This window comes from Lysobacter sp. M15 (assembly GCF_022662515.1).
Taxonomy (GTDB): Bacteria; Pseudomonadota; Gammaproteobacteria; order Xanthomonadales; family Xanthomonadaceae; genus JAKPBU01.
The window spans coordinates 1-22,521 of the sequence record NZ_JAKPBV010000014.1 but is presented as its reverse complement, the minus strand read 5'-3'; the positions used below and the strand labels follow the sequence as shown (position 1 = coordinate 22,521).

The following is a 22,521-nucleotide window of genomic DNA, read 5'->3' as shown; positions in this document are numbered from 1 at the left end:
GTCGCCAGTCCCGGATCATGGTTTTTTCCCGCAACGGTCAGAGCGAGCGGAGCAAGACATGCAGGACGATCGGGAGCTGCTGGTCTTTTCCGGTAATGCGAATCGCCCACTCGCCAAGGCGGTGTGCGAGGAGCTCGGGATCGGGCTGGGCAAGGCGGTGGTCGGGAAGTTCTCCGACGGCGAGGTGCAGATCGAGATCGACGAGAACGTCCGCGGCCAGGACGTGTTCGTGATCCAGCCAACCTGCGCGCCGGCCGCAGAGCACCTGGTGGAATTGCTGGCGCTGGTGGACGCGCTCAAGCGCGCTTCGGCCGGCAAGGTCACCGCGGTGGTGCCGTACTTCGGCTACGCCCGTCAGGACCGGCGTCCGCGCTCGGCGCGGATGCCGATCACGGCCAAAGTGGCGGCCTCGATGTTCAGCGTGGTGCATGTGGACCGGGTGCTGACCATCGACCTGCATGCCGACCAGATCCAGGGCTTCTTCGATATTCCGGTCGACAACGTGTACGCCTCGCCGCTGCTGCTCGCCGACATCTGGCGTGCCTACGGGACCGACGATCTGATCGTGGTGTCTCCCGACGTGGGCGGCGTGGTCCGCGCCCGGGCCATCGCCAAGCGCCTCGACGATGCCGACCTGGCCATCATCGACAAGCGCCGGCCGAAGGCGAACGTCGCCACGGTGATGAACATCATCGGCGACGTGCGCGGCAAGATCTGCGTGCTGGTCGACGACATCGTCGACACCGCCGGCACCCTGTGCGCCGCCGCGGCGGCGCTGAAGGGCGAGGGCGCGACCAAGGTGGTCGCATACTGCACGCACCCGGTGCTGTCGGGTGCGGCAATCGACAACCTGAACAATTCGCAGCTCGACGAGCTGGTGGTGACCGACACGATCCCGTTGTCGGACGCCGCAAGGGCCTGCGGACGCATCCGCCAGCTCAGCGTCGCCGAACTGCTTGCCGAGACGATCCGTCGGATCGCCTTCGGGGAATCGGTCAGTTCGCTTTACGTGGACTGACCCAACAAGGCTCTCCTGGTCGCGGGGGAGTCGACACGCCGCAGCGATGCGGCTTCATCGCAACGAAGTGAGTAAACGCAAATGGCAACCGAACACAAGCTATCGGCCTCTGGCCGCAAGGACGAGGGGAAGGGTGCGAGCCGCCGCCTGCGTCATGCGGCACAGATCCCGGCCATCGTCTATGGCGGCGACGCCAAGCCGCAGAGCATCCAGCTCGAGCACGAGAAGACCTGGCTGGCCAGCCAGAACGACTGGTTCTACTCGTCGATCATCACCCTCGATGTCGACGGCACGCCGCAGCAGGTCCTGCTGCGCGACATGCAGCGCCATCCGTACCGGCAGGTGATCATGCATCTGGACTTCCAGCGGGTGAACGCCAATGAGGCGATCCGCGTCAGCGTGCCGCTGCACTTCATCAACATCGAGACCTCTCCGGCCGGCAAGACCGTCGACGTTGCGGTCACCAGCGAGATGAACGAAGTCGAAGTGACCTGCCTGCCGAAGGACCTGCCGGAATTCATCGAGATCGATCTGGGCAACATCGCGGTCGGCGATACCGTGCACCTGTCCGACGTCAAGTTCCCCGAAGGCGTCACCCCCACCCTCAAGATCGACGACGAGCACAATCCGGCTGTGGCCGTGGCGCGTTTCGTGAAGGAAGAGGTCGAGGAAGAAGTGGCGGCCGAGGGCGAGGAAGCTGCCGAAGCCGCCGAAGGCGAACAGGCCGAAGGCGATGGCGGCGAAGCCGGTGCTGCCGGCGAGGGCGAAGAGAAGAAGTAAGCCGTGCGTCGGCGCGCCTTCGCGGGCGCGCCGATGTGCATCGCAGCGATGGAAGGTTTGCGTCTCATCGTCGGGCTGGGCAATCCGGGCCCCGAACACGCACGGACCCGGCACAACGCCGGGTTCCGTTTTATCGACGCGCTCGCGGACAAGGCCGGCGGGCGGTTCGGGCTGGACAGCAAGCTGTTCGGCGAGACCACGAAGATCGACTTCGCCGGCCGCGACCTGTGGCTGCTCAAGCCGGCGACCTTCATGAACCTCAGCGGCAAATCAGTAGCGGCGGCGCTGCGTTACTGGAAGATCGAGCCCGAGCAGGCGCTGCTGGCGCACGACGAGCTGGACCTGCCTCCGGGCGTGGCCCGGCTCAAGTTCGACGGCGGCCATGGCGGCCAGAACGGTCTTCGCGACACGATGCGGCTGCTCGGGCATGGGCGCTTCCACCGTCTGCGCATCGGTATCGGCCATCCGGGGCACAAGGACCGGGTCACGCCGTGGGTGCTGGGGCGGGCGTCGCTCGCGGACGATGCGCTGATCGAGCGCGCCATCGCCGACGCGCTGGACGTGTTGCCGCTGGCGGTGCAGGGCAACTTCATGGATGCGATGACGCGGCTGCACACCCCCAGGGAGTAGGGATTGGGGATTGGGGATTCGGGATTCGTCGGCGAAGCGCGGCCTGGCTTTCACGAATCCCGAATCCCGAATCACGAATCCCGGAATTCAAGCAATGGGTATCCAATGCGGCATCGTCGGCCTGCCCAATGTCGGCAAGTCGACCCTGTTCAACGCGCTGACCAAGGCGGGCATCGCCGCGGCCAATTTCCCGTTCTGCACCATCGAACCCAACGTGGGCGTGGTGCCGGTGCCGGATCCGCGCCTGAACGCGCTGGCCGGCATCGCCCGGCCGCTGAAGGTCATTCCCACCGCAGTCGAGTTCGTCGACATCGCCGGGCTGGTGGCTGGCGCGGCCAGCGGTGAAGGCCTGGGCAACAAGTTCCTGGCCCATATCCGCGAGGTCGATGCGATCTGCCACGTGGTCCGCTGCTTCGAAAACGACGACGTGATCCACGTCAACAACAAGGTCGATCCGATCGCCGACATCGAAACGATCGATACCGAACTGGCCCTGGCCGACCTGGAATCGGTCGAAAAGGCCCTGCAGCGGGCCGAGCGGTCGGCCAAGACCGGCGACAAGGACGCCAAGACCCGGGTCGAGATCCTGGCCCGGATCCGCGCCGGCCTGGACAGCGGCAGGCCGGCCCGGGCGCTGGGCCTGTCGGACGAGGACCGTGCGGCGGTCCGCGACCTGTTCCTGCTGACCCTGAAGCCGGTCATGTACGTGGCCAACGTGCTGGAGGACGGGTTCACCGGCAACCCGCACCTGGACGCGGTCCGGGAGCGGGCTGCGGGCGAAGGGGCCGAGGTGGTACCCGTCTCGGCCGCGATCGAGGAGGAGCTGAGCCAGCTAGAAGACGCCGACCGCGACGAGTTCCTCAGGGACCTGGGTCTGGACGAGCCGGGCCTGAACCGCGTCATCCGGGCCGCTTACCGGCTGCTCGGGCTGCAGACCTATTTCACCGCCGGGGAGAAGGAGGTGCGCGCCTGGACCGTGAAAGCCGGGTCCACAGCGCCCCAGGCCGCCGCCGTGATCCATACCGACTTCGAGAAGGGGTTCATCCGCGCCGAAACCATCGGCTACGACGATTACATCCGCTACAAGGGCGAAGCCGGGGCCCGGGAAGCCGGGCGTCTGCGCCTGGAGGGCAAGGAATACCGGGTCCAGGAGGGCGATGTCCTGCACTTCCGGTTCAACGTCTGAATTGGGCCAAGGCTGGATCGAGCGTTGACAGAAATCCGCTCCCCCGTCAAAATCGCGGGCTGTTTCAGGGATTTACGGGATGCGTGGCCCGGAGACTTCGGAGGGATACCCAAGCGGCCAACGGGGGCAGACTGTAAATCTGCTGGCTTACGCCTTCGGTGGTTCGAATCCACCTCCCTCCACCAGTTCCAGCCCCATCCACAAGCGTCACGGTGCGGGAGTAGTTCAATGGTAGAACTGTAGCCTTCCAAGCTACTAGTGCGGGTTCGATTCCCGTCTCCCGCTCCATTGAATTGTCCGGCAGTTGAATTATCCGGTCGTCACAACCAGTTTCAACGCTCACGTAGCTCAGTCGGTAGAGCACCTCCTTGGTAAGGAGGAGGTCGATGGTTCGATTCCATTCGTGAGCACCAACAGGCGGTCATACCGCAGGGTCCGGTCCTCGAGATCGGACTTTCCACCAGAAAAACCAGCACACCACCACACAACGTCAGCGAGATAGACAGTCATGGCCAAGGGTAAATTCGAGCGCACCAAGCCCCACGTGAACGTGGGCACGATTGGACACGTGGATCACGGCAAGACGACGCTGACGGCGGCGCTGACGAAGATCGGCGCGGAGCGTTTTGGTGGCGAGTTCAAGGCGTACGACCAGATCGACGCGGCGCCGGAAGAGAAGGCGCGCGGGATCACGATTTCGACGGCGCACGTGGAGTACGAGAGCCCGAACCGCCACTACGCGCACGTGGACTGCCCGGGCCACGCGGACTACGTGAAGAACATGATCACCGGTGCGGCGCAGATGGACGGTGCGATCCTGGTGTGCTCGGCCGCGGACGGCCCGATGCCGCAGACGCGCGAGCACATCCTGCTGGCGCGGCAGGTGGGCGTGCCGTACATCGTGGTCTACCTGAACAAGGCGGACATGGTGGACGACGCCGAGCTGCTGGAGCTGGTGGAGATGGAAGTGCGCGAGCTGCTGTCCAAGTACGAGTTCCCGGGCGACGACACCCCGATCGTGAAGGGCTCGGCGCTCAAGGCGCTGGAAGGCGACCAGTCGGAGATCGGTGTGCCCTCGATCCTGCAGCTGGTGGAAGCGCTGGACAGCTATATCCCGCAGCCCGAGCGCGACATCGACAAGGCGTTCCTGATGCCGGTGGAGGACGTGTTCTCGATTTCCGGCCGCGGCACGGTGGTGACCGGGCGGATCGAGCGCGGGATCGTGAAGGTGGGCGACGAGATCGAGATCGTGGGCATCCGTCCGACCCAGAAGACCGTGGTGACGGGCGTGGAGATGTTCCGCAAGCTGCTCGACCAGGGCCAGGCGGGCGACAACGCCGGCCTGCTGCTGCGCGGCACCAAGCGCGACGACGTGGAGCGCGGCCAGGTGCTGTGCAAGCCCGGTTCGATCTCGCCGCACACGGACTTCGAGGCCGAGGTGTACGTACTGAGCAAGGATGAGGGTGGCCGTCACACGCCGTTCTTCAAGGGCTACCGTCCGCAGTTCTACTTCCGGACCACGGACATCACCGGTGCGGTGGAGCTGCCGGAAGGCACCGAGATGGTGATGCCGGGCGACAACGTGAAGATGAAGGTCTCGCTGATCAACCCGGTGGCGATGGACGAGGGTCTGCGCTTTGCGATCCGCGAGGGCGGCCGCACGGTCGGCGCCGGCGTGGTGGCCAAGATCCTGAAGTAAGCCTGCGGCGGCGGAAACGCCGCTGCATCGAGCGCGAACGGCGGGCCGCCTGGCGGTCCGCCTTCGCCGTCTTGAGGAAACACCGACTTTGAGGCCCGAGGTTCCGGATACACGCCAGTAGCTCAATTGGCAGAGCAGCGGTCTCCAAAACCGCAGGTTGGGGGTTCGAGTCCCTCCTGGCGTGCCAATCCTGCGGGTCTCGCCGCAACCGCCCGCAGTTTCCATATGCGGACTTTCCACGGACAAGCAGTTTCAATCTGGGTTCTTTAACGACGTGAATTCCAAGGTCGTACAAACCAAGCACGGCGCGTCCGGCGGCGACATCGCGAAGTATGCGTTGGCGCTGTTGCTGGTGGGGGCAGGCGTGTTCGCCTTCTACTGGTTCGCCAACCAGTGGCCCACGCCGGTGCGCGTGCTGGCCGTCTTTGGCGGCCTGGTGCTGGGCGCGGTGGTGTTCCTGACTACCGCCAAGGGCGCGCAGACGCGCGAATTCCTCGGCGAATCGCGTTTTGAGCTGCGCAAGGTGGTCTGGCCGACGCGCCAGGAAGCGTTGCGCACGACCTGGGTCGTGATCGCGGTGGTGATCATCATCAGCCTGATCCTGGCGCTGTTCGACGTGATCATCCAGTGGGCGGTCAAATTCCTGCTGGGGCAGTAACGGACGGATATGGAAACGCAGACGAACGAAAGCAATTCCAATGCCGGCAAGCGCTGGTACGTGGTGCATGCCTACTCGGGCTTCGAGAAGTCGGTAGCGCAGGCGCTGCGCGACCGGATCGCGCGCACCGGCATGCAGGACCGCTTCGGCGACGTGATGGTGCCGACCGAGGAAGTGGTGGAGATGCGCTCCGGCCAGAAGCGCCGTTCCGAGCGCAAGTTCTTCCCCGGCTACGTGCTGGTGCAGATCGCCACGCACGAGGAAGCCGGCATTCCGCGGATGGACAGCGAGAGCTGGCACCTGGTCAAGGAAACGCCGAAGGTGATGGGCTTCATCGGCGGCACCGCCGACAAGCCGTTGCCGATCCGCGACGACGAGGCCGACGCGATCCTGCAGCGCGTGCAGGAGGGCGTGGAGAAGCCGCGTCCCAAGGTCCTGTTCGAGCCGGGCCAGATGGTGCGCGTCACCGACGGCCCGTTCAACGACTTCAACGGCGTGGTCGAGGAAGTCAATTACGAAAAGAGCCGCCTGCGGGTGGCGGTGCTGATCTTCGGGCGCTCCACGCCCGTGGAACTGGAATTCGGCCAGGTCGAGAAGGCCTGACCGCGAAACATCGCCGGCGCGAGTGGTTCGTGCCGGCCAATGACGCGAGGAGCCGCAAGGCGCTTGCACTCGCAGGAGTAGAGCAATGGCAAAGAAAGTCGTCGGTTACATCAAGCTGCAGGTGAAAGCCGGGCAGGCGAATCCCTCGCCGCCGGTCGGTCCTGCCCTGGGCCAGCGCGGCCTGAACATCATGGAATTCTGCAAGGCGTTCAATGCCGCCACGCAGAAGCTGGAGCCGGGTCTGCCGATTCCGACCGTGATCACCGCGTACTCGGACCGTACCTTCACCTTCATCACCAAGACGCCGCCGGCGTCGATCCTGCTGAAGAAGGCGGTCGGCATCCAGTCCGGTTCCAAGCGCCCGAACACCGAGAAGGTGGGCAAGGTCACCCGCAAGCAGCTCGAGGACATCGCCAAGGCGAAAGAGCCCGATCTGACCGCAGCGGACCTGGATGCAGCAGTGCGCACCATCGCGGGCTCCGCCCGTTCGATGGGCCTGACGGTGGAGGGCTGAGGCCATGGCACAGACCAAGCGACAGAAAGCGATCGTGGCCGCGGTTGAACCGGGCAAGGTCTATCCGATCGACGAGGCCCTGAAGATCGTGCAGGGCAACGTGAAGACCAAGTTCGTGGAGTCGGTGGACGTGGCCGTGCGCCTCGGCGTCGACGCCAAGAAGTCCGACCAGCAGGTGCGCGGCTCCACCGTGCTGCCCGCCGGCACCGGCAAGACCGTGCGCGTGGCGGTGTTCGCACCCGCAGGCGCCAAGGCCGACGAGGCCCTGGCCGCCGGTGCCGAAGCCGTGGGCATGGACGACCTGGCCGAGAAGATGCAGGCCGGCGACCTGAACTACGACGTGGTCATCGCCACGCCGGATGCGATGCGCGTGGTCGGCAAGCTCGGCCAGGTGCTCGGTCCTCGCGGGCTGATGCCGAACCCGAAGGTGGGCACCGTGTCGCCGAACCCGGCCGAAGCGGTCAAGAACGCCAAGGGCGGCCAGGTGCGTTACCGCACCGACAAGGCCGGCATCATCCACTGCACCATCGGCAAGGCCGACTTCGAAGCCGGCAAGCTCAAGGACAACCTGCAGGCGCTGCTGCTCGACCTGATCAAGGCCAAGCCGGCCACGGCCAAGGGCACTTATCTGCAGAAGATCTCGGTCAGCTCGACCATGGGACCCGGCGTCACCGTGGACCAGTCGTCGCTGGCATTGAAATAACAGGAACTAGTGATCAGGAACTAGGAACTAGAGAAACACCCATCACTAGTTTCTAGTTTCCACCTACTGGTTCCTGGCTTTTTGAGGGCATCGCCAAGGCATCTGCCGGACGCGAGCGCCGTCAAAGACCGCAGGCGCGGTGCGTGGAAGGTTCGACGACGGGCACGGAGGCTCGCTTGGCAAGGAATCGCCGTCGGATCCGACACCGCTGCTTAAGCCGCAAGGGCCTGCGTAGATGGTTGCCGACCCTCCAGTGATTTCGCTACACCTGGAAACGGCCACCGCAAGGGCATCGCGTCGCAAGACCCGGTGCCCCGGCAGCGAAGGACTCGCCGCCGACCTGGTTCCACTTCCGGCGCGGATGCCGGAATTGGTGTTGAAGCAATGTCGTCGGTCGTTGGAATGCGGATCGTTCCGCAACAACCCGGTCATCAATGGCCGGCCTTCCATCTTCCGCCGATCATTCGAGGTAATGCAATGGCTCTCAATCTGACCCAGAAGCAGGAAGTCGTTGCCGAACTGGCGGAGGTCGCCGGCAAGGCGCATTCGCTGGTCGCCGCGGAGTACGCGGGTTTGACAGTCGAGCAGCTGACCAGCCTTCGCAAGAAGGCGCGTCAGGAAGGCGTGTTCCTGAAAGTCGCAAAGAACACGCTGGTCTCGCGCGCAGTGGAGGGGACCGATTACGCCGTCATCGCAGACGAGCTGACCGGTCCGCTGCTGTACGCCTTCTCGAAGGAAGACCCGGGCGCCGCAGGACGCCTGATCAAGGAGTTCGCCAAGGCGAACGATAAGCTGAAGCCGCGACTGGTGTCGTTGGGCGGACAGAAGTACCCAGGCTCCCATGTGGATGTCCTGGCGTCTCTGCCGACCCGCGACCAGGCGCTGTCGATGCTGCTCAGCGTCATGGTCCAGCCCGCCACCATGCTGGTGCGCCTGCTCTCCGAGCCGGCATCGCAGATCGCCCGCGTCACCAACGCGGTCGGCCAGCAGAAGGCCGCCTGACCGTCATTCGGCATACGAAATCCCAGCTTCAAGACAGTACTGCCTAACAGTCGTTTCCAATCTTAGATAACAGAGGTAATCACAATGTCCCTTTCCAACGATCAGATCATCGAAGCGATCGCCGGCAAGTCCCTCATGGAAGTGATGGAACTGGTCAAGGCGATGGAAGAAAAGTTCGGCGTGTCCGCCGCCGCCCCGGTCGCCGTGGCCGCCGGCCCGGCCGCCGCCGCCGCCCCGGTCGAGGAGCAGACCGAATTCGCCGTGGTGCTGAAGTCGGCCGGCGAGAAGAAGGTCGAGGTCATCAAGGTGGTCCGCGCGATCACCGGCCTGGGCCTGAAGGAAGCCAAGGACCTGACCGAGGCCGGTGGCACCGTGAAGGACGCCGTGTCGAAGGACGACGCCGCCAAGTTCAAGAAGGACCTGGAAGCCGCCGGCGCGACCGTCGAGGTCAAGTGACGGTTTGCGAGCCCGGCGCCGCAGGCGCCGGGCTCGCGCAGATCGTCGTCCCCGCGCAGGCGGGGATCTGGCGTTTTCGATTTTGATCCAAGGTTTATCCGAGCCATCAGCAACACGAACTACAGGATTCCTGCGCTCGCAGGATGACGAGCAAGACCCAAAGCCGGGGGCGCAAGCCTCCGGCCTTTGGCCGTTACTGAAGTCCAAGCAGTTGCAATACCTACAACCAGAGTCGGCAGTTGGAAGTAGCGGGAGAAGGCGTGCTGGTGCCGGCAATACCAGCGACTTCCCACTGCCCGGTTTGGAAACAAGCCCCCCTGAGCGCACCAAGGCGTGCGCTCGCCCGGCAAGCATGAGCGCTTGCCGCGCTTCACCCGCGAAATCACGAGGCGCTAGTTCCCCATGACGCAGCAATACTCCTTCACCGAAAAGAAGCGCATCCGCAAGGACTTCGGCAAGAGCCGCTCGATCCTCGAGGTGCCGTTCCTCCTGGCCATCCAGGTCGACTCCTATCGCGAGTTCCTGCAGGAGCATACCGAGCCGTCCAAGCGCGGCGACAAGGGCTTGCACGCGGCCCTGAAGTCGGTGTTCCCGATCGTCAGCTACAACGGCTACGCGGCGCTGGAATACGTCGGCTACAAGCTGGGCGACCCGGTGTTCGACGAACGCGAATGCCGCAACCGCGGCCTGTCCTACGGCGCGCCGTTGCGCGTCACCGTGCGCCTGGTGATCTACGATCGCGAATCGTCGAGCAAGACGATCAAGTACGTGAAGGAGCAGGAAGTCTACATGGGCGAGATCCCGCTCATGACCGACAACGGCACCTTCATCGTCAACGGAACCGAGCGAGTCATCGTCTCGCAGCTGCACCGCTCGCCCGGCGTGTTCTTCGACCACGATCGCGGCAAGACCCATTCCTCGGGCAAGCTGCTCTACAGCGCCCGCATCATCCCGTACCGCGGTTCGTGGCTGGACTTCGAGTTCGATCCCAAGGATGCGCTGTTCACCCGTATCGACCGCCGCCGCAAGCTGCCGGTCAGCGTGCTGCTGCGCGCGCTGGGCTACTCCAACGAGGAGATGCTCAACGAGTTCTTCGAGATCAACACCTTCCACATCGATCCGAAGGAAGGCGTTCAGCTGGTGCTGGTGCCCGAGCGCCTGCGCGGCGAAACCCTGAATTTCGACCTCGCCGACGGCGACAAGGTGATCGTCGAAGCCGGCAAGCGCATCACCGCGCGCCACGTCAAGCAGCTCGAGGCCTCCGGCATCGAGGCGCTGGCGGTGCCCGACGACTACCTGATCGGCCGGATCCTCTCGCACGACGTGGTCGATGCGAACACCGGCGAACTGCTGGCCACCGCCAACGACGAGATCAGCGAAGAGCAGCTGGCCAAGTTCCGCAAGGCGGGCATCGAGGCCGTGGGCACGCTGTGGGTCAACGACCTCGATCGCGGCGCCTACCTGTCCAACACGCTGCGCATCGACGCGACCAAGACCCAGCTCGAGGCCCTGGTCGAGATCTACCGCATGATGCGGCCGGGCGAGCCGCCGACCAAGGACGCCGCCCAGAACCTGTTCCACAACCTGTTCTTTACCTTCGAGCGCTACGACCTGTCCGGCGTTGGGCGGATGAAGTTCAACCGCCGTATCGGTCGCAAGGAAGTCACCGGCGCGCCGGTGCTGTACGACGCGCGCTATTTCGCCGAGCGCAAGGATGAGGAATCGGTGCGCCTGCGCGAACAGTGCGGCGACATGTCCGACATCCTCGACGTGATCAAGGTCCTGACCGAGATCCGCAACGGCCGCGGCGTGGTCGACGACATCGACCACCTGGGCAACCGTCGCGTGCGCAGCGTGGGCGAGATGGCCGAGAACGTGTTCCGCGTCGGCCTGGTGCGCGTGGAGCGCGCCGTGCGCGAGCGCCTGACCATGGCCGAGGCCGATGGCCTGACCCCGCAGGAGCTGATCAATGCCAAGCCGGTGGCCGCCGCGGTGAAGGAGTTCTTCGGCTCCTCGCAGCTGTCGCAGTTCATGGACCAGAACAATCCGCTGTCGGAAGTCACCCACAAGCGCCGCGTTTCGGCGCTGGGTCCAGGCGGCCTGACCCGCGAACGCGCCGGGTTCGAGGTGCGCGACGTGCATCCGACCCATTACGGTCGCGTGTGCACCATCGAGACGCCGGAAGGCCCCAACATCGGCCTGATCAACTCGCTGGCCGTGTTCGCGCGCACCAACAAGTACGGCTTCCTCGAGACGCCGTACCGCAAGGTCGTGGACGGCCGCATCACCGACGAGATCGAGTACCTCTCGGCGATCGAGGAGAACGAGTTCGTCATCGCCCAGGCCAATGCGCCGCAGGACGGCAAGGGCAACATCGCCGCGCAGTTCGTCGCCTGCCGCTACCAGGGCGAGTCGATGCTGCGTCCGCCCAGTGAGATCCACTTCATGGACGTCTCGCCGATGCAGACCGTATCGGTGGCAGCGGCGCTGGTGCCGTTCCTGGAGCACGACGACGCCAACCGCGCGCTGATGGGCGCCAACATGCAGCGCCAGGCCGTGCCCACCCTCAGGGCGCAGAAGCCGCTGGTCGGTACCGGCATCGAGCGTGCGGTGGCGCGCGACTCGGGCGTGACCGTGAACGCGCGCCGCGGCGGCACGATCGAGCAGATCGACGCCGCGCGCATCGTGGTCAAGGTCAACGAGAGCGAGATCTCGGGCGATACCGATGCCGGCGTCGACATCTACTCGCTGATCAAGTACACGCGTTCCAACCAGAACACCTGCATCAACCAGACTCCTCTGGTGAACGTGGGCGACGTGGTCGCGCGCGGCGACGTGCTGGCCGACGGCCCTTCGACCGACATCGGCGAGCTGGCGCTCGGCCAGAACATGCTGGTCGCGTTCATGCCGTGGAACGGCTACAACTTCGAGGACTCGATCCTGCTCTCCGAGCGCGTGGTCGAGGAGGATCGCTACACCACGATCCATATCGAAGAGCTCACCGTCCAGGCGCGCGACACCAAGCTCGGGCCGGAGGAGATCTCCGCCGACATCCCCAACGTCTCCGAGCAGGCGCTCAACCGCCTGGACGAGAGCGGCGTGGTGTACATCGGTGCCGAAGTGCGCGCCGGCGACATCCTGGTGGGCAAGGTCACACCGAAGGGCGAGAGCCAGCTGACCCCGGAAGAGAAGCTGCTGCGCGCGATCTTCGGCGAGAAGGCCTCGGACGTGAAGGACAGCTCGCTGCGCGTGCCCCCGGGCATGGACGGCGTGGTCATCGACGTGCAGGTCTTCACCCGCGACGGCATCGAGAAGGACAAGCGCGCCCGCCAGATCGAGGAAAACGAGATCAAGCGGGTCAAGAAGGACTTCGACGACCAGTTCCGGATCCTGGAATCGGCGATCTACGCGCGCCTGCGCACCCAGATCCAGGGCAAGGTCGCCAACGGCGGCCCTGGCCTGAAGAAGGGCGACACCGTCACCTCGCTGGTGCTCGACGGGCTGAAGAAGTCCGACTGGTTCCAGCTGCGGATGAAGGACGACGACGCCAGCGATGCGATCGAGCGCGCGCAGAAGCAGATCCAGGCGCATGAGAAGGAGTTCGAGAAGCGCTTCCAGGACAAGCGCGCCAAGATTACCCAGGGCGATGATCTCGCCCCGGGCGTGCTGAAGATGGTCAAGGTGTACCTGGCCGTGAAGCGCCGGATCCAGCCGGGCGACAAGATGGCCGGACGCCACGGCAACAAGGGCGTGGTGTCGACCATTGTGCCGGTGCAGGACATGCCCTACATGGCCGACGGCACCACCGTGGACATCGTGCTCAACCCGCTGGGCGTGCCGAGCCGAATGAACATCGGCCAGATCCTCGAGGTGCACCTGGGCTGGGCGGCGAAGGGCCTGGGCAAGAAGATCGACGCGATGCTGCAGGCCCAGGCCAAGATCGCCGACCTACGCAAATTCCTCGACCAGATCTACAACCACGACGGGCAGCCGGAAAGCCACCGCGTCGACCTGAAGCAGTTCAGCGACGAGGAACTGCTGACGCTGGCGCACAACCTGACCGACGGCGTGCCGATGGCCACCCCGGTGTTCGACGGCGCGGCCGAGTCCGAGATCAAGGCGATGCTCACCCTGGCCGACCTGCCGACCCATGGCCAGACCCAGCTGTACGACGGCCGCACCGGCGATGCGTTCGAGCGCCTGGTGACCGTGGGTTACATGCACATGCTCAAGCTCAACCATCTGGTCGACGACAAGATGCACGCGCGTTCGACCGGCCCGTACTCGCTTGTCACCCAGCAGCCGCTGGGCGGCAAGGCGCAGTTCGGCGGTCAGCGCTTCGGCGAGATGGAAGTCTGGGCGCTGGAAGCCTACGGCGCGGCCTACACCCTGCAGGAAATGCTGACGGTGAAGTCCGACGACGTGCAGGGCCGCAACCAGATGTACAAGAACATCGTCGACGGCGAGCACGAGATGGTCGCGGGGATGCCGGAGTCCTTCAACGTACTGGTGAAGGAAATCCGCTCGCTGGCGATCAACATGGAACTCGAAGAGCACTGAGCCGGGTAGCGCGCGCGGCTAGACCGCGCGCCTGTCCGCGCCCTCATTGCCTTCGAACCGGAGAAATCAAATGAAAGACCTGCTCAACCTGTTCAACCAGCAGCGCCCGACCCTCGACTTCGACGCGATCAAGATCGCGCTGGCGTCGCCGGATTTGATCCGCTCCTGGTCCTTCGGCGAGGTGAAGAAGCCGGAGACGATCAACTACCGTACCTTCAAGCCCGAGCGCGACGGCCTGTTCTGCGCTGCGATCTTCGGGCCGATCAAGGACTACGAGTGCCTGTGCGGCAAGTACAAGCGCATGAAGCACCGCGGCGTGGTCTGCGAGAAGTGCGGCACCGAAGTGACCCTGGCCAAGGTGCGCCGCGAGCGCATGGGCCACATCGACCTGGCTTCGCCGGTCGCGCACATCTGGTTCCTCAAGTCGCTGCCCTCGCGCATCGGCCTGATGCTGGACATGACCCTGCGCGACATCGAACGCATCCTGTACTTCGAGGCCTATGTGGTCACCGAACCGGGCCTGACCCCGCTCGAGCAGGGCCAGCTGCTCAACGAAGAGCAGTACATGACCGCGCGCCAGGAGCACGGCGACGACTTCGACGCAGCGATGGGCGCCGAAGCCGTGTTCGAACTGCTGCGCACGATCGACCTGCAGGCCGAGATGGTCAAGCTGAAGGAAGAGATCGCCGGCACCGGCTCGGAAACCAAGCTCAAGCGCCTGACCAAGCGGATCAAGCTGGTCGAGGCATTCCTCGAGTCGGGCAATCGTCCCGAGTGGATGGTCATGACCGTGCTGCCGGTGCTGCCGCCGGACCTGCGCCCGCTCGTCCCCCTGGACGGCGGCCGCTTCGCGACGTCGGACCTCAATGACCTGTACCGCCGCGTCATCAACCGCAACAACCGCCTGCGCCGCCTGCTCGAACTCAATGCGCCCGACATCATCGTGCGCAACGAGAAGCGCATGCTGCAGGAATCGGTCGACGCGCTGATGGACAACGGCCGCCGCGGCCGCGCCATCACCGGTACCAACAAGCGCCCGCTCAAGTCGCTGGCCGACATGATCAAGGGCAAGCAGGGCCGCTTCCGCCAGAACCTGCTCGGCAAGCGCGTCGACTACTCGGGCCGTTCGGTCATCGTGGTCGGCCCGACCCTGCGCCTGCACGAGTGCGGCCTGCCGAAGAAAATGGCGCTGGAGCTGTTCAAGCCCTTCATCTTCGCCAAGCTGCAGCGCCGTGGCCTGGCCACGACGATCAAGGCCGCCAAGAAGCTGGTCGAGCGCGAAGAAGCCGAGGTGTGGGACATCCTGGAAGAGGTGATCCGCGAGCATCCGGTGTTGCTCAACCGCGCCCCGACCCTGCACCGCCTCGGCATCCAGGCGTTCGAGCCGGTGCTGATCGAAGGCAAGGCGATCCAGCTGCATCCGCTGGTCTGCACCGCGTTCAACGCCGACTTCGACGGCGACCAGATGGCCGTGCACGTTCCGCTGAGCCTGGAGGCCCAGCTGGAAGCGCGCGCGCTGATGATGTCGACCAACAACATCCTCTCGCCCGCCAACGGCGAGCCGATCATCGTGCCGTCGCAGGACGTGGTGCTCGGCCTGTACTACATGACCCGCGCGCTGGAGAACGAGCCGGGCGAAGGCATGGCCTTCGCCAACGTGTCGGAAGTGCGTCGAGCCTTCGACAACAAGGCTGCCGGCCTGCACGCCAAGGTCAAGGTGCGCATCAGCGAGGTGGTGGTGAACGAGGACGGTTCGCGCGAACCGCGTACCTCGATCATCGACACCACTGTCGGTCGTGCCCTGTTGGCGGAAATCCTGCCCGAAGGCCTGCCGTTCGCCCTGGTCAACACCGAGCTGACCAAGAAGAACATCAGCCGCCTGATCAACACCTGCTACCGCATGCTGGGCCTGAAGGACACGGTCGTGTTCGCCGACCAGCTGATGTACACCGGCTTCGCCAACGCCACCCGCGCGGGCGTGTCGATCGGCATCGACGACATGATCATTCCGGGTGAGAAGAAGGGCATCCTGGCCGAGGCCGAGGACGAAGTGCTGGAAATCCAGCAGCAGTACCAGAGCGGCCTGGTCACCGGCGGCGAGCGCTACAACAAGGTGGTCGACATCTGGTCGCGCACCAACGAGCGCGTGGCCAAGGCGATGATGGAGGCGATCGGCACCGACCGGGTGAAGAACGCCAAGGGCGAGATGGTCGACCAGAAGTCGATGAACTCGATCTACATCATGGCCGACTCCGGCGCGCGTGGTTCGCAGGCGCAGATCCGCCAGCTCGCGGGCATGCGCGGCCTGATGGCCAAGCCGGACGGCTCGATCATCGAGACGCCGATCACCGCGAACTTCCGCGAGGGCCTGAACGTCCTGCAGTACTTCATCTCGACCCACGGTGCCCGTAAGGGTCTCGCCGATACCGCGTTGAAGACCGCGAACTCCGGTTACCTGACCCGCCGCCTGGTCGACGTGGCCCAGGATGTGGTGATCACCGAGGACGACTGCGGCACGCTCGCTGGCCTGACCATGACCCCGATCGTGGAAGGCGGCGATGTGGTCGAGCCGCTGCGCGACCGCGTGCTGGGCCGGATCGTGGCCGAGGACGTGTTCCTGCCGGGCAACGACGAGGATCCGTTCGTCACCCGCAACACCCTGCTGGACGAGGCCTGGGTGCAGAAGCTCGAGGACGCCGGCGTGCAGGCGATCAAGGTGCGTTCCACCATCACCTGCGAGAGCGGCTTCGGCGTGTGCGCCAGCTGCTACGGGCGCGATCTGGGCCGTGGCCACACCGTCAACCACGGCGAAGCAGTGGGCGTGGTCGCCGCGCAGTCCATCGGCGAGCCCGGCACCCAGCTGACGATGCGGACCTTCCACATCGGCGGCGCGGCTTCGCGGGCGGCGGCGATCGACAACGTCACGGTCAAGACCACCGGTTCGATCAAGTTCAACAACCTCAAGCACGTCCAGCACGCCAGCGGCCATCTGGTCGCGGTGTCGCGCTCGGGCGAACTGTCGGTGCTCGACAGCCACGGCCGCGAGCGCGAGCGCTACAAGCTGCCTTACGGCGCGACCATCCACGTCAAGGACGGCGGCGCCCTCAAGGCCGGGCAGACGGTGGCGAACTGGGATCCGCATAACCACCCGATCGTGTCGGAAGTGGCCGGTTTCATGCGCTTCGTCGATTTCGTCGACGGCGTGACCGTGATCGAGAAGACCGACGAGCTGACTGGCCTGGCCTCGCGCGAGATCACCGATCCCAAGCGTCGCGGCAACCAGGGCAAGGACCTGCGGCCGATCGTGCGCATCGTCGACAAGGCGGGCAAGGATCTCAGCATCCCGGGTACCGACCTGCCGGCGCAGTACCTGCTGCCGCCGCGTTCGATCGTCAACCTGCAGGACGGGGCGGCGGTCGGGGTCGGCGACGTGGTCGCCAAGATCCCGCAGGAAGCCTCCAAGACCCGCGACATCACCGGCGGTCTGCCGCGCGTGGCCGACCTGTTCGAGGCGCGCAAGCCCAAGGATCCCGCGATCCTGGCCGAGCGTTCGGGCGTGGTCAGCTTCGGCAAGGACACCAAGGGCAAGCAGCGCCTGATCATCAAGGGCGCCGATGGCGAGGAGCATGAGGAGCTGATCCCGAAGTACCGCCAGATCATCGTGTTCGAAGGCGAGCACGTGGAGAAGGGCGAGACCGTGGTGGACGGCGAACCCAGCCCGCAGGACATCCTGCGGCTGAAGGGCGTCGAGGAACTGGCCGCGTACCTGGTCAAGGAGATCCAGGACGTCTACCGCCTGCAGGGCGTGAAGATCAACGACAAGCACATCGAGGTGATCATTCGCCAGATGCTGCGCAAGGTCGAGATCACCGACCAGGGCGACGGCAAGTTCCTGCACGGCGAGCAGGCCGAGCGCCAGCGCGTGATCGAGGAGAACGTCAAACTCCTGGCCAAGGGCGAGCTGCCGATCCGCTTCGAGCCGGTCCTGCTGGGCATCACCAAGGCCTCGCTGGCGACCGAGTCGTTCATCTCGGCTGCGTCGTTCCAGGAGACTACCCGGGTGCTGACCGAGGCCGCCGTCCGCGGTACCCGCGACGGCCTGCGCGGGCTCAAGGAAAACGTGATCGTCGGCCGTCTGATCCCGGCCGGTACCGGTCTGGCCTATCACAACGAACGCCGGCGCAATGCTTCCGGGCTCACCCAGGCGGAAATGGATGCCCTGTCGGGCGCCCCCGCCGAATCGACCCCGGCCGAGGCCGGCGAGACGGCCGAAGCGAGCGAGGAGTCCAGCGCCAGCTAAGTCGCGATGACCCAGGCGGCCCAAGGGGTCGCCGCAGAACCCGAAATGAGGCGCAGGGAGCGCCTCGTGTTCGGCCCAGGAGGGGCGGGGAACCGCCGGGAGCGAAGGCTCCCGACCGGTGGTTCGGGCTACGGCCCGGCCCCGGCGGCAACAGGTCCGCGTTGACGGTGATCGTCGGCGCGGGCTATACTTTTTCGTCTAAGCAGGCCGCAGTTGCGTCCTGCTTTAGTTTTCGTCGAATACGACCCGTGCAGGCTTCGGCCTCGAAACCAAGAACCCAAACCCGATGGCAACGATCAACCAGCTGGTGCGCAAGCCGCGCAGCCCGGAAACCTACAAGAGCACGTCGCCCGCGCTCGCCAACTGCCCGCAGCGTCGTGGCGTGTGCACCCGCGTGTACACCACCACGCCGAAGAAGCCGAACTCGGCCCTGCGCAAGGTGGCGAAAGTGCGCCTGACCAACGGGTACGAGGTCATCTCGTACATCGGCGGCGAAGGCCACAACCTGCAGGAGCACAGCGTGGTGCTGATCCGCGGCGGCCGCGTCAAGGACCTGCCGGGCGTGCGCTATCACACCGTGCGCGGTTCGCTCGATGCCGCCGGCGTGGCCAAGCGTCGCCAGGGCCGCTCCAAGTACGGCGCGAAGCGTCCGAAGTCCTGATTCATGAAGACGGGCCCAGGCCCATCCCGGATTTGACGGCGGGCCAGGCCCGCCCTACGAGAGAAGCAACATGTCGCGTAAAGGCAATACCCCGCAGCGTTCGGTGCTGCCCGACCCGAAGCACGGCAGCGAGACCATCGCCCGCTTCATCAACATGGTCATGCAGAGCGGCAAGAAGTCGGTCGCCGAGAAGATCGTGTATGGCGCCATGGACACGATCGGCGAGAAGAATCCCAACGCGCTCGAACTGGTCGAGAAGGCGCTCAGCAATGTGTCGCCTGCGGTCGAGGTGAAGTCGCGTCGCGTCGGCGGCGCCACCTACCAGGTGCCGGTCGAAGTACGCGCTTCGCGGCGCATGGCGCTGGCGATGCGCTGGCTGATCGAGTCGGCCCGCAAGCGCGGCGAGAACTCGATGCCGCGCAAGCTCGCCGGCGAGCTGATCGACGCTTCCGAGAACCGCGGCGGCGCGATCAAGAAGCGCGAGGAAACCCACCGCATGGCCGAAGCCAACAAGGCCTTCGCGCACTACCGCTGGTAAGACTGTCGGCGCGGGTCCGCTAAGCCCGCAAGGCGCAGAGACAAGCGCCATCGCAGCGGCTCCCTCCGGGACCACCGCCGCACCAGACCGACGGCCGCCGAAAGGCGGCCATCGGCCATCCGGAACCCAGGTTCGCACAGGCAGGCACGCCACAGCGAACGCAGCTGCTCAAGAAGCAAAGAGAGATTACCGTGGCCCGCACCACCCCCATCGAGCGTTACCGCAACTTCGGCATCATGGCGCACATCGATGCCGGCAAGACCACGACCACCGAACGCATCCTGTTCTACACCGGTGTCAACCACAAGATCGGCGAGGTGCACGAAGGCGCCGCGACGATGGACTGGATGGAGCAGGAGCAGGAGCGCGGCATCACCATCACTTCGGCCGCCACCACGGCGTTCTGGAAGGGCATGGACCAGTCGCTGCCTGAGCATCGGTTCAACATCATCGATACCCCCGGGCACGTCGACTTCACCATCGAGGTCGAGCGTTCGCTGCGCGTGCTCGATGGCGCGGTGTTCGTGCTGTGCGCCGTCGGCGGCGTGCAGCCGCAGTCCGAGACCGTGTGGCGCCAGGCCAACAAGTACAAGGTGCCGCGGCTTGCGTTCGTCAACAAGATGGACCGCACCGGCGCCAACTTCGACAAGGTGGTCGAACAGCTCAAGTCGCGCCTGGGTGCCTACCCGGTGCCGATGCAGGTGCCGATCGGCGCCGAGGAGAACTTCGAAGGCGTGGTCGACCTGATCAAGATGAAGGCGATCGCCTGGGACGTCGCGTCGCAGGGCACCAAGTTCAACTACATCGACGTTCCCGCCCACCTGGTCGAGAAGTGCGCCGAGGCGCGCAACTTCATGGTCGAGGCCGCCGCCGAGGCGTCGGAAGAGCTGATGGACAAGTACCTCAACGAGGGCGATCTGTCCGAAGCCGAAATCGTGGCCGGCATCCGCGAGCGCACGCTCAAGACCGAAGTGATTCCGGTCTACTGCGGCACCGCGTTCAAGAACAAGGGCGTGCAGGCGATGCTCGACGCGGTGATCCAGCTGCTGCCGTCGCCGATCGACCGCCCGCCGGTGCAGGGCATCGACGAGAACGACAAGGAAGACCATCGCCAGGCCTCGGACAGCGAGCCGTTCTCGGCACTCGCGTTCAAGATCATGACCGATCCGTTCGTGGGTTCGCTCACGTTCTTCCGGGTGTATTCGGGCACGCTCAACTCCGGCGACCAGGTCTACAACCCGATCAAGTCGAAGAAGGAGCGCATCGGCCGCATCCTGCAGATGCACGCGAACAACCGCGACGAGATCAAGGAAGTGCGCGCCGGCGACATCGCCGCGGCCGTGGGCCTGAAGGACGTGACCACCGGCGACACGCTGTGCTCGCAGGATCACGTGATCACGCTCGAGCGCATGACCTTCCCGGAGCCGGTCATCTCGATGGCGGTCGAGCCCAAGACCAAGTCCGACCAGGAAAAGATGGGCATCGCCCTGGGCCGTCTGGCCCAGGAAGACCCGTCGTTCCGCGTGCGTACCGACGAGGAATCCGGCCAGACCATCATCTCGGGCATGGGCGAGCTGCACCTGGACATCCTGGTGGATCGCATGAAGCGCGAGTTCAACGTGGAAGCCAATGTCGGCAAGCCGCAGGTCGCCTATCGCGAAACCATCCGCAAGGCGGTCAAGGCCGAAGGCAAGTTCGTGCGCCAGTCCGGCGGCAAGGGCCAGTTCGGCCACGTGTGGCTGGAGATCTCGCCCAACGAGCAGGGCAAGGGCTACGAGTTCGAGAACGCGATCGTCGGCGGTGTGGTGCCGAAGGAATACATCCCCGCGGTCGACAAGGGCATCCAGGAAGCGGTCGCCAACGGCATCATGGCCGGCTATCCGATCGTCGACGTCAAGGTCAAGCTGGTCGACGGTTCGTACCACGAGGTCGACTCGTCGGAAATGGCCTTCAAGATCGCAGGTTCGATGGGCTTCAAGGAAGGCTTCAACAAGGCCAGCCCGGTGCTGCTCGAGCCGATGATGAAGGTCGAGATCGTGAGCCCCGAGGACTATCTCGGCGACGTGATGGGCGACGTGAGCCGTCGTCGCGGCATCCTGCAGGGCCAGGACGACAGTCCGTCGGGCAAGATCATCAACGCGATGATCCCGCTGGGCGAGATGTTCGGCTACGCCACGTCGCTGCGTTCGATGTCGCAGGGACGCGCCACGTTCACGATGGAGTTCGACCATTACGCCGAGGCTCCGACCAACATCGCCGAAGCGGTGATCAAGAAGAATTAAGAGCCGGGATGCGGGAATCGGGATTCGAGATTCGCAACATAGCGAATCCCGCCTTTCCGAATCCCCAATCCCCAATCCCCAATCCCGGAGTTTTAGAAATGGCCAAGGGTAAATTCGAGCGCACCAAGCCCCACGTGAACGTGGGCACGATTGGACACGTGGATCACGGCAAGACGACGCTGACGGCGGCGCTGACGAAGATCGGCGCGGAGCGTTTTGGTGGCGAGTTCAAGGCGTACGACCAGATCGACGCGGCGCCGGAAGAGAAGGCGCGCGGGATCACGATTTCGACGGCGCACGTGGAGTACGAGAGCCCGAACCGCCACTACGCGCACGTGGACTGCCCGGGCCACGCGGACTACGTGAAGAACATGATCACCGGTGCGGCGCAGATGGACGGTGCGATCCTGGTGTGCTCGGCCGCGGACGGCCCGATGCCGCAGACGCGCGAGCACATCCTGCTGGCGCGGCAGGTGGGCGTGCCGTACATCGTGGTCTACCTGAACAAGGCGGACATGGTGGACGACGCCGAGCTGCTGGAGCTGGTGGAGATGGAAGTGCGCGAGCTGCTGTCCAAGTACGAGTTCCCGGGCGACGACACCCCGATCGTGAAGGGCTCGGCGCTCAAGGCGCTGGAAGGCGACCAGTCGGAGATCGGTGTGCCCTCGATCCTGCAGCTGGTGGAAGCGCTGGACAGCTATATCCCGCAGCCCGAGCGCGACATCGACAAGGCGTTCCTGATGCCGGTGGAGGACGTGTTCTCGATTTCCGGCCGCGGCACGGTGGTGACCGGGCGGATCGAGCGCGGGATCGTGAAGGTGGGCGACGAGATCGAGATCGTGGGCATCCGTCCGACCCAGAAGACCGTGGTGACGGGCGTGGAGATGTTCCGCAAGCTGCTCGACCAGGGCCAGGCGGGCGACAACGCCGG

17 protein-coding genes and 4 tRNA genes are annotated in these 22,521 nt (G+C 65.1%); all 21 read left to right on the top strand.

Annotation, left to right across the window (positions count from 1 at the left end; translation table 11 throughout):
• Window positions 1-58 precede the first annotated feature (58 nt).
• Window positions 59-1,018: a ribose-phosphate diphosphokinase gene (locus MC380_RS14215; protein WP_242104733.1), complete on the top strand. Its 960-nt coding sequence runs from the start codon at window positions 59-61 to the stop codon at window positions 1,016-1,018.
• Window positions 1,019-1,099: 81 nt separating this feature from the next.
• Window positions 1,100-1,798 (top strand): 50S ribosomal protein L25/general stress protein Ctc, encoded by a 699-nt coding sequence (locus tag MC380_RS14210; RefSeq protein ID WP_242165532.1) that lies wholly within the window; start codon window positions 1,100-1,102, stop codon window positions 1,796-1,798.
• A gap of 48 nt (window positions 1,799-1,846) precedes the next feature.
• The gene (gene pth, locus MC380_RS14205; RefSeq protein ID WP_242165917.1) at window positions 1,847-2,428 is read left to right on the top strand and encodes an aminoacyl-tRNA hydrolase; all 582 of its coding nucleotides are present in this window, start codon (window positions 1,847-1,849) and stop codon (window positions 2,426-2,428) included.
• 94 nt (window positions 2,429-2,522) lie between these two features.
• Window positions 2,523-3,614 (top strand): redox-regulated ATPase YchF, encoded by a 1,092-nt coding sequence (ychF, locus tag MC380_RS14200; RefSeq protein ID WP_242165530.1) that lies wholly within the window; start codon window positions 2,523-2,525, stop codon window positions 3,612-3,614.
• Between the two features lie 99 nt (window positions 3,615-3,713).
• Window positions 3,714-3,799: transfer RNA gene (locus tag MC380_RS14195), tRNA-Tyr, on the top strand.
• A 29-nt stretch (window positions 3,800-3,828) separates the two neighbouring features.
• Window positions 3,829-3,902: transfer RNA gene (locus MC380_RS14190), tRNA-Gly, on the top strand.
• 49 nt (window positions 3,903-3,951) lie between these two features.
• A tRNA-Thr gene (locus tag MC380_RS14185) sits at window positions 3,952-4,027 on the top strand.
• Window positions 4,028-4,122: 95 nt separating this feature from the next.
• Complete coding sequence (tuf, locus tag MC380_RS14180) at window positions 4,123-5,313, top strand: elongation factor Tu (protein WP_242102997.1); 1,191 nt, start codon at window positions 4,123-4,125, stop codon at window positions 5,311-5,313.
• Between the two features lie 111 nt (window positions 5,314-5,424).
• Window positions 5,425-5,500, top strand: a tRNA-Trp gene (locus MC380_RS14175).
• Window positions 5,501-5,587: 87 nt separating this feature from the next.
• Window positions 5,588-5,971, top strand: coding sequence for a preprotein translocase subunit SecE (gene secE, locus MC380_RS14170; RefSeq protein WP_242102998.1), 384 nt, complete (start codon window positions 5,588-5,590; stop codon window positions 5,969-5,971).
• 9 nt (window positions 5,972-5,980) lie between these two features.
• Window positions 5,981-6,574, top strand: coding sequence for a transcription termination/antitermination protein NusG (gene nusG / locus MC380_RS14165; RefSeq protein ID WP_242102999.1), 594 nt, complete (start codon window positions 5,981-5,983; stop codon window positions 6,572-6,574).
• 85 nt (window positions 6,575-6,659) lie between these two features.
• Window positions 6,660-7,088: a 50S ribosomal protein L11 gene (gene rplK, locus MC380_RS14160; protein ID WP_242103000.1), complete on the top strand. Its 429-nt coding sequence runs from the start codon at window positions 6,660-6,662 to the stop codon at window positions 7,086-7,088.
• 4 nt (window positions 7,089-7,092) lie between these two features.
• Window positions 7,093-7,791 (top strand): 50S ribosomal protein L1, encoded by a 699-nt coding sequence (gene rplA / locus MC380_RS14155; RefSeq protein WP_242103001.1) that lies wholly within the window; start codon window positions 7,093-7,095, stop codon window positions 7,789-7,791.
• A gap of 477 nt (window positions 7,792-8,268) precedes the next feature.
• Window positions 8,269-8,793, top strand: coding sequence for a 50S ribosomal protein L10 (gene rplJ, locus MC380_RS14150; protein WP_242103002.1), 525 nt, complete (start codon window positions 8,269-8,271; stop codon window positions 8,791-8,793).
• A gap of 84 nt (window positions 8,794-8,877) precedes the next feature.
• Entirely contained in the window at window positions 8,878-9,249 is a 372-nt protein-coding gene (gene rplL, locus MC380_RS14145) for a 50S ribosomal protein L7/L12 (protein WP_242103003.1), read from the top strand.
• 402 nt (window positions 9,250-9,651) lie between these two features.
• Window positions 9,652-13,809 carry a DNA-directed RNA polymerase subunit beta gene (rpoB, locus tag MC380_RS14140; protein ID WP_242103004.1) on the top strand — a complete coding sequence of 1,386 codons (4,158 nt, stop codon included), beginning with the start codon at window positions 9,652-9,654 and terminating at the stop codon, window positions 13,807-13,809.
• A 70-nt stretch (window positions 13,810-13,879) separates the two neighbouring features.
• The gene (gene rpoC / locus MC380_RS14135; protein WP_242103005.1) at window positions 13,880-18,109 is read left to right on the top strand and encodes a DNA-directed RNA polymerase subunit beta'; all 4,230 of its coding nucleotides are present in this window, start codon (window positions 13,880-13,882) and stop codon (window positions 18,107-18,109) included.
• Window positions 18,110-18,395: 286 nt separating this feature from the next.
• A complete protein-coding gene (rpsL, locus tag MC380_RS14130; RefSeq protein ID WP_242103006.1) occupies window positions 18,396-18,770 on the top strand; it encodes a 30S ribosomal protein S12 in 375 nt (124 codons plus the stop codon).
• Window positions 18,771-18,840: 70 nt separating this feature from the next.
• Window positions 18,841-19,308: a 30S ribosomal protein S7 gene (rpsG, locus tag MC380_RS14125; protein ID WP_242103007.1), complete on the top strand. Its 468-nt coding sequence runs from the start codon at window positions 18,841-18,843 to the stop codon at window positions 19,306-19,308.
• Window positions 19,309-19,499: 191 nt separating this feature from the next.
• Window positions 19,500-21,590, top strand: a complete 2,091-nt coding sequence (gene fusA, locus MC380_RS14120) for an elongation factor G (RefSeq protein WP_242103008.1) — start codon at window positions 19,500-19,502, stop codon at window positions 21,588-21,590.
• Window positions 21,591-21,688: 98 nt separating this feature from the next.
• Window positions 21,689-22,521, top strand: an 833-nt coding sequence (locus MC380_RS14115) for an elongation factor Tu (protein WP_242165528.1), incomplete at its 3' end; no start/stop codon positions are given.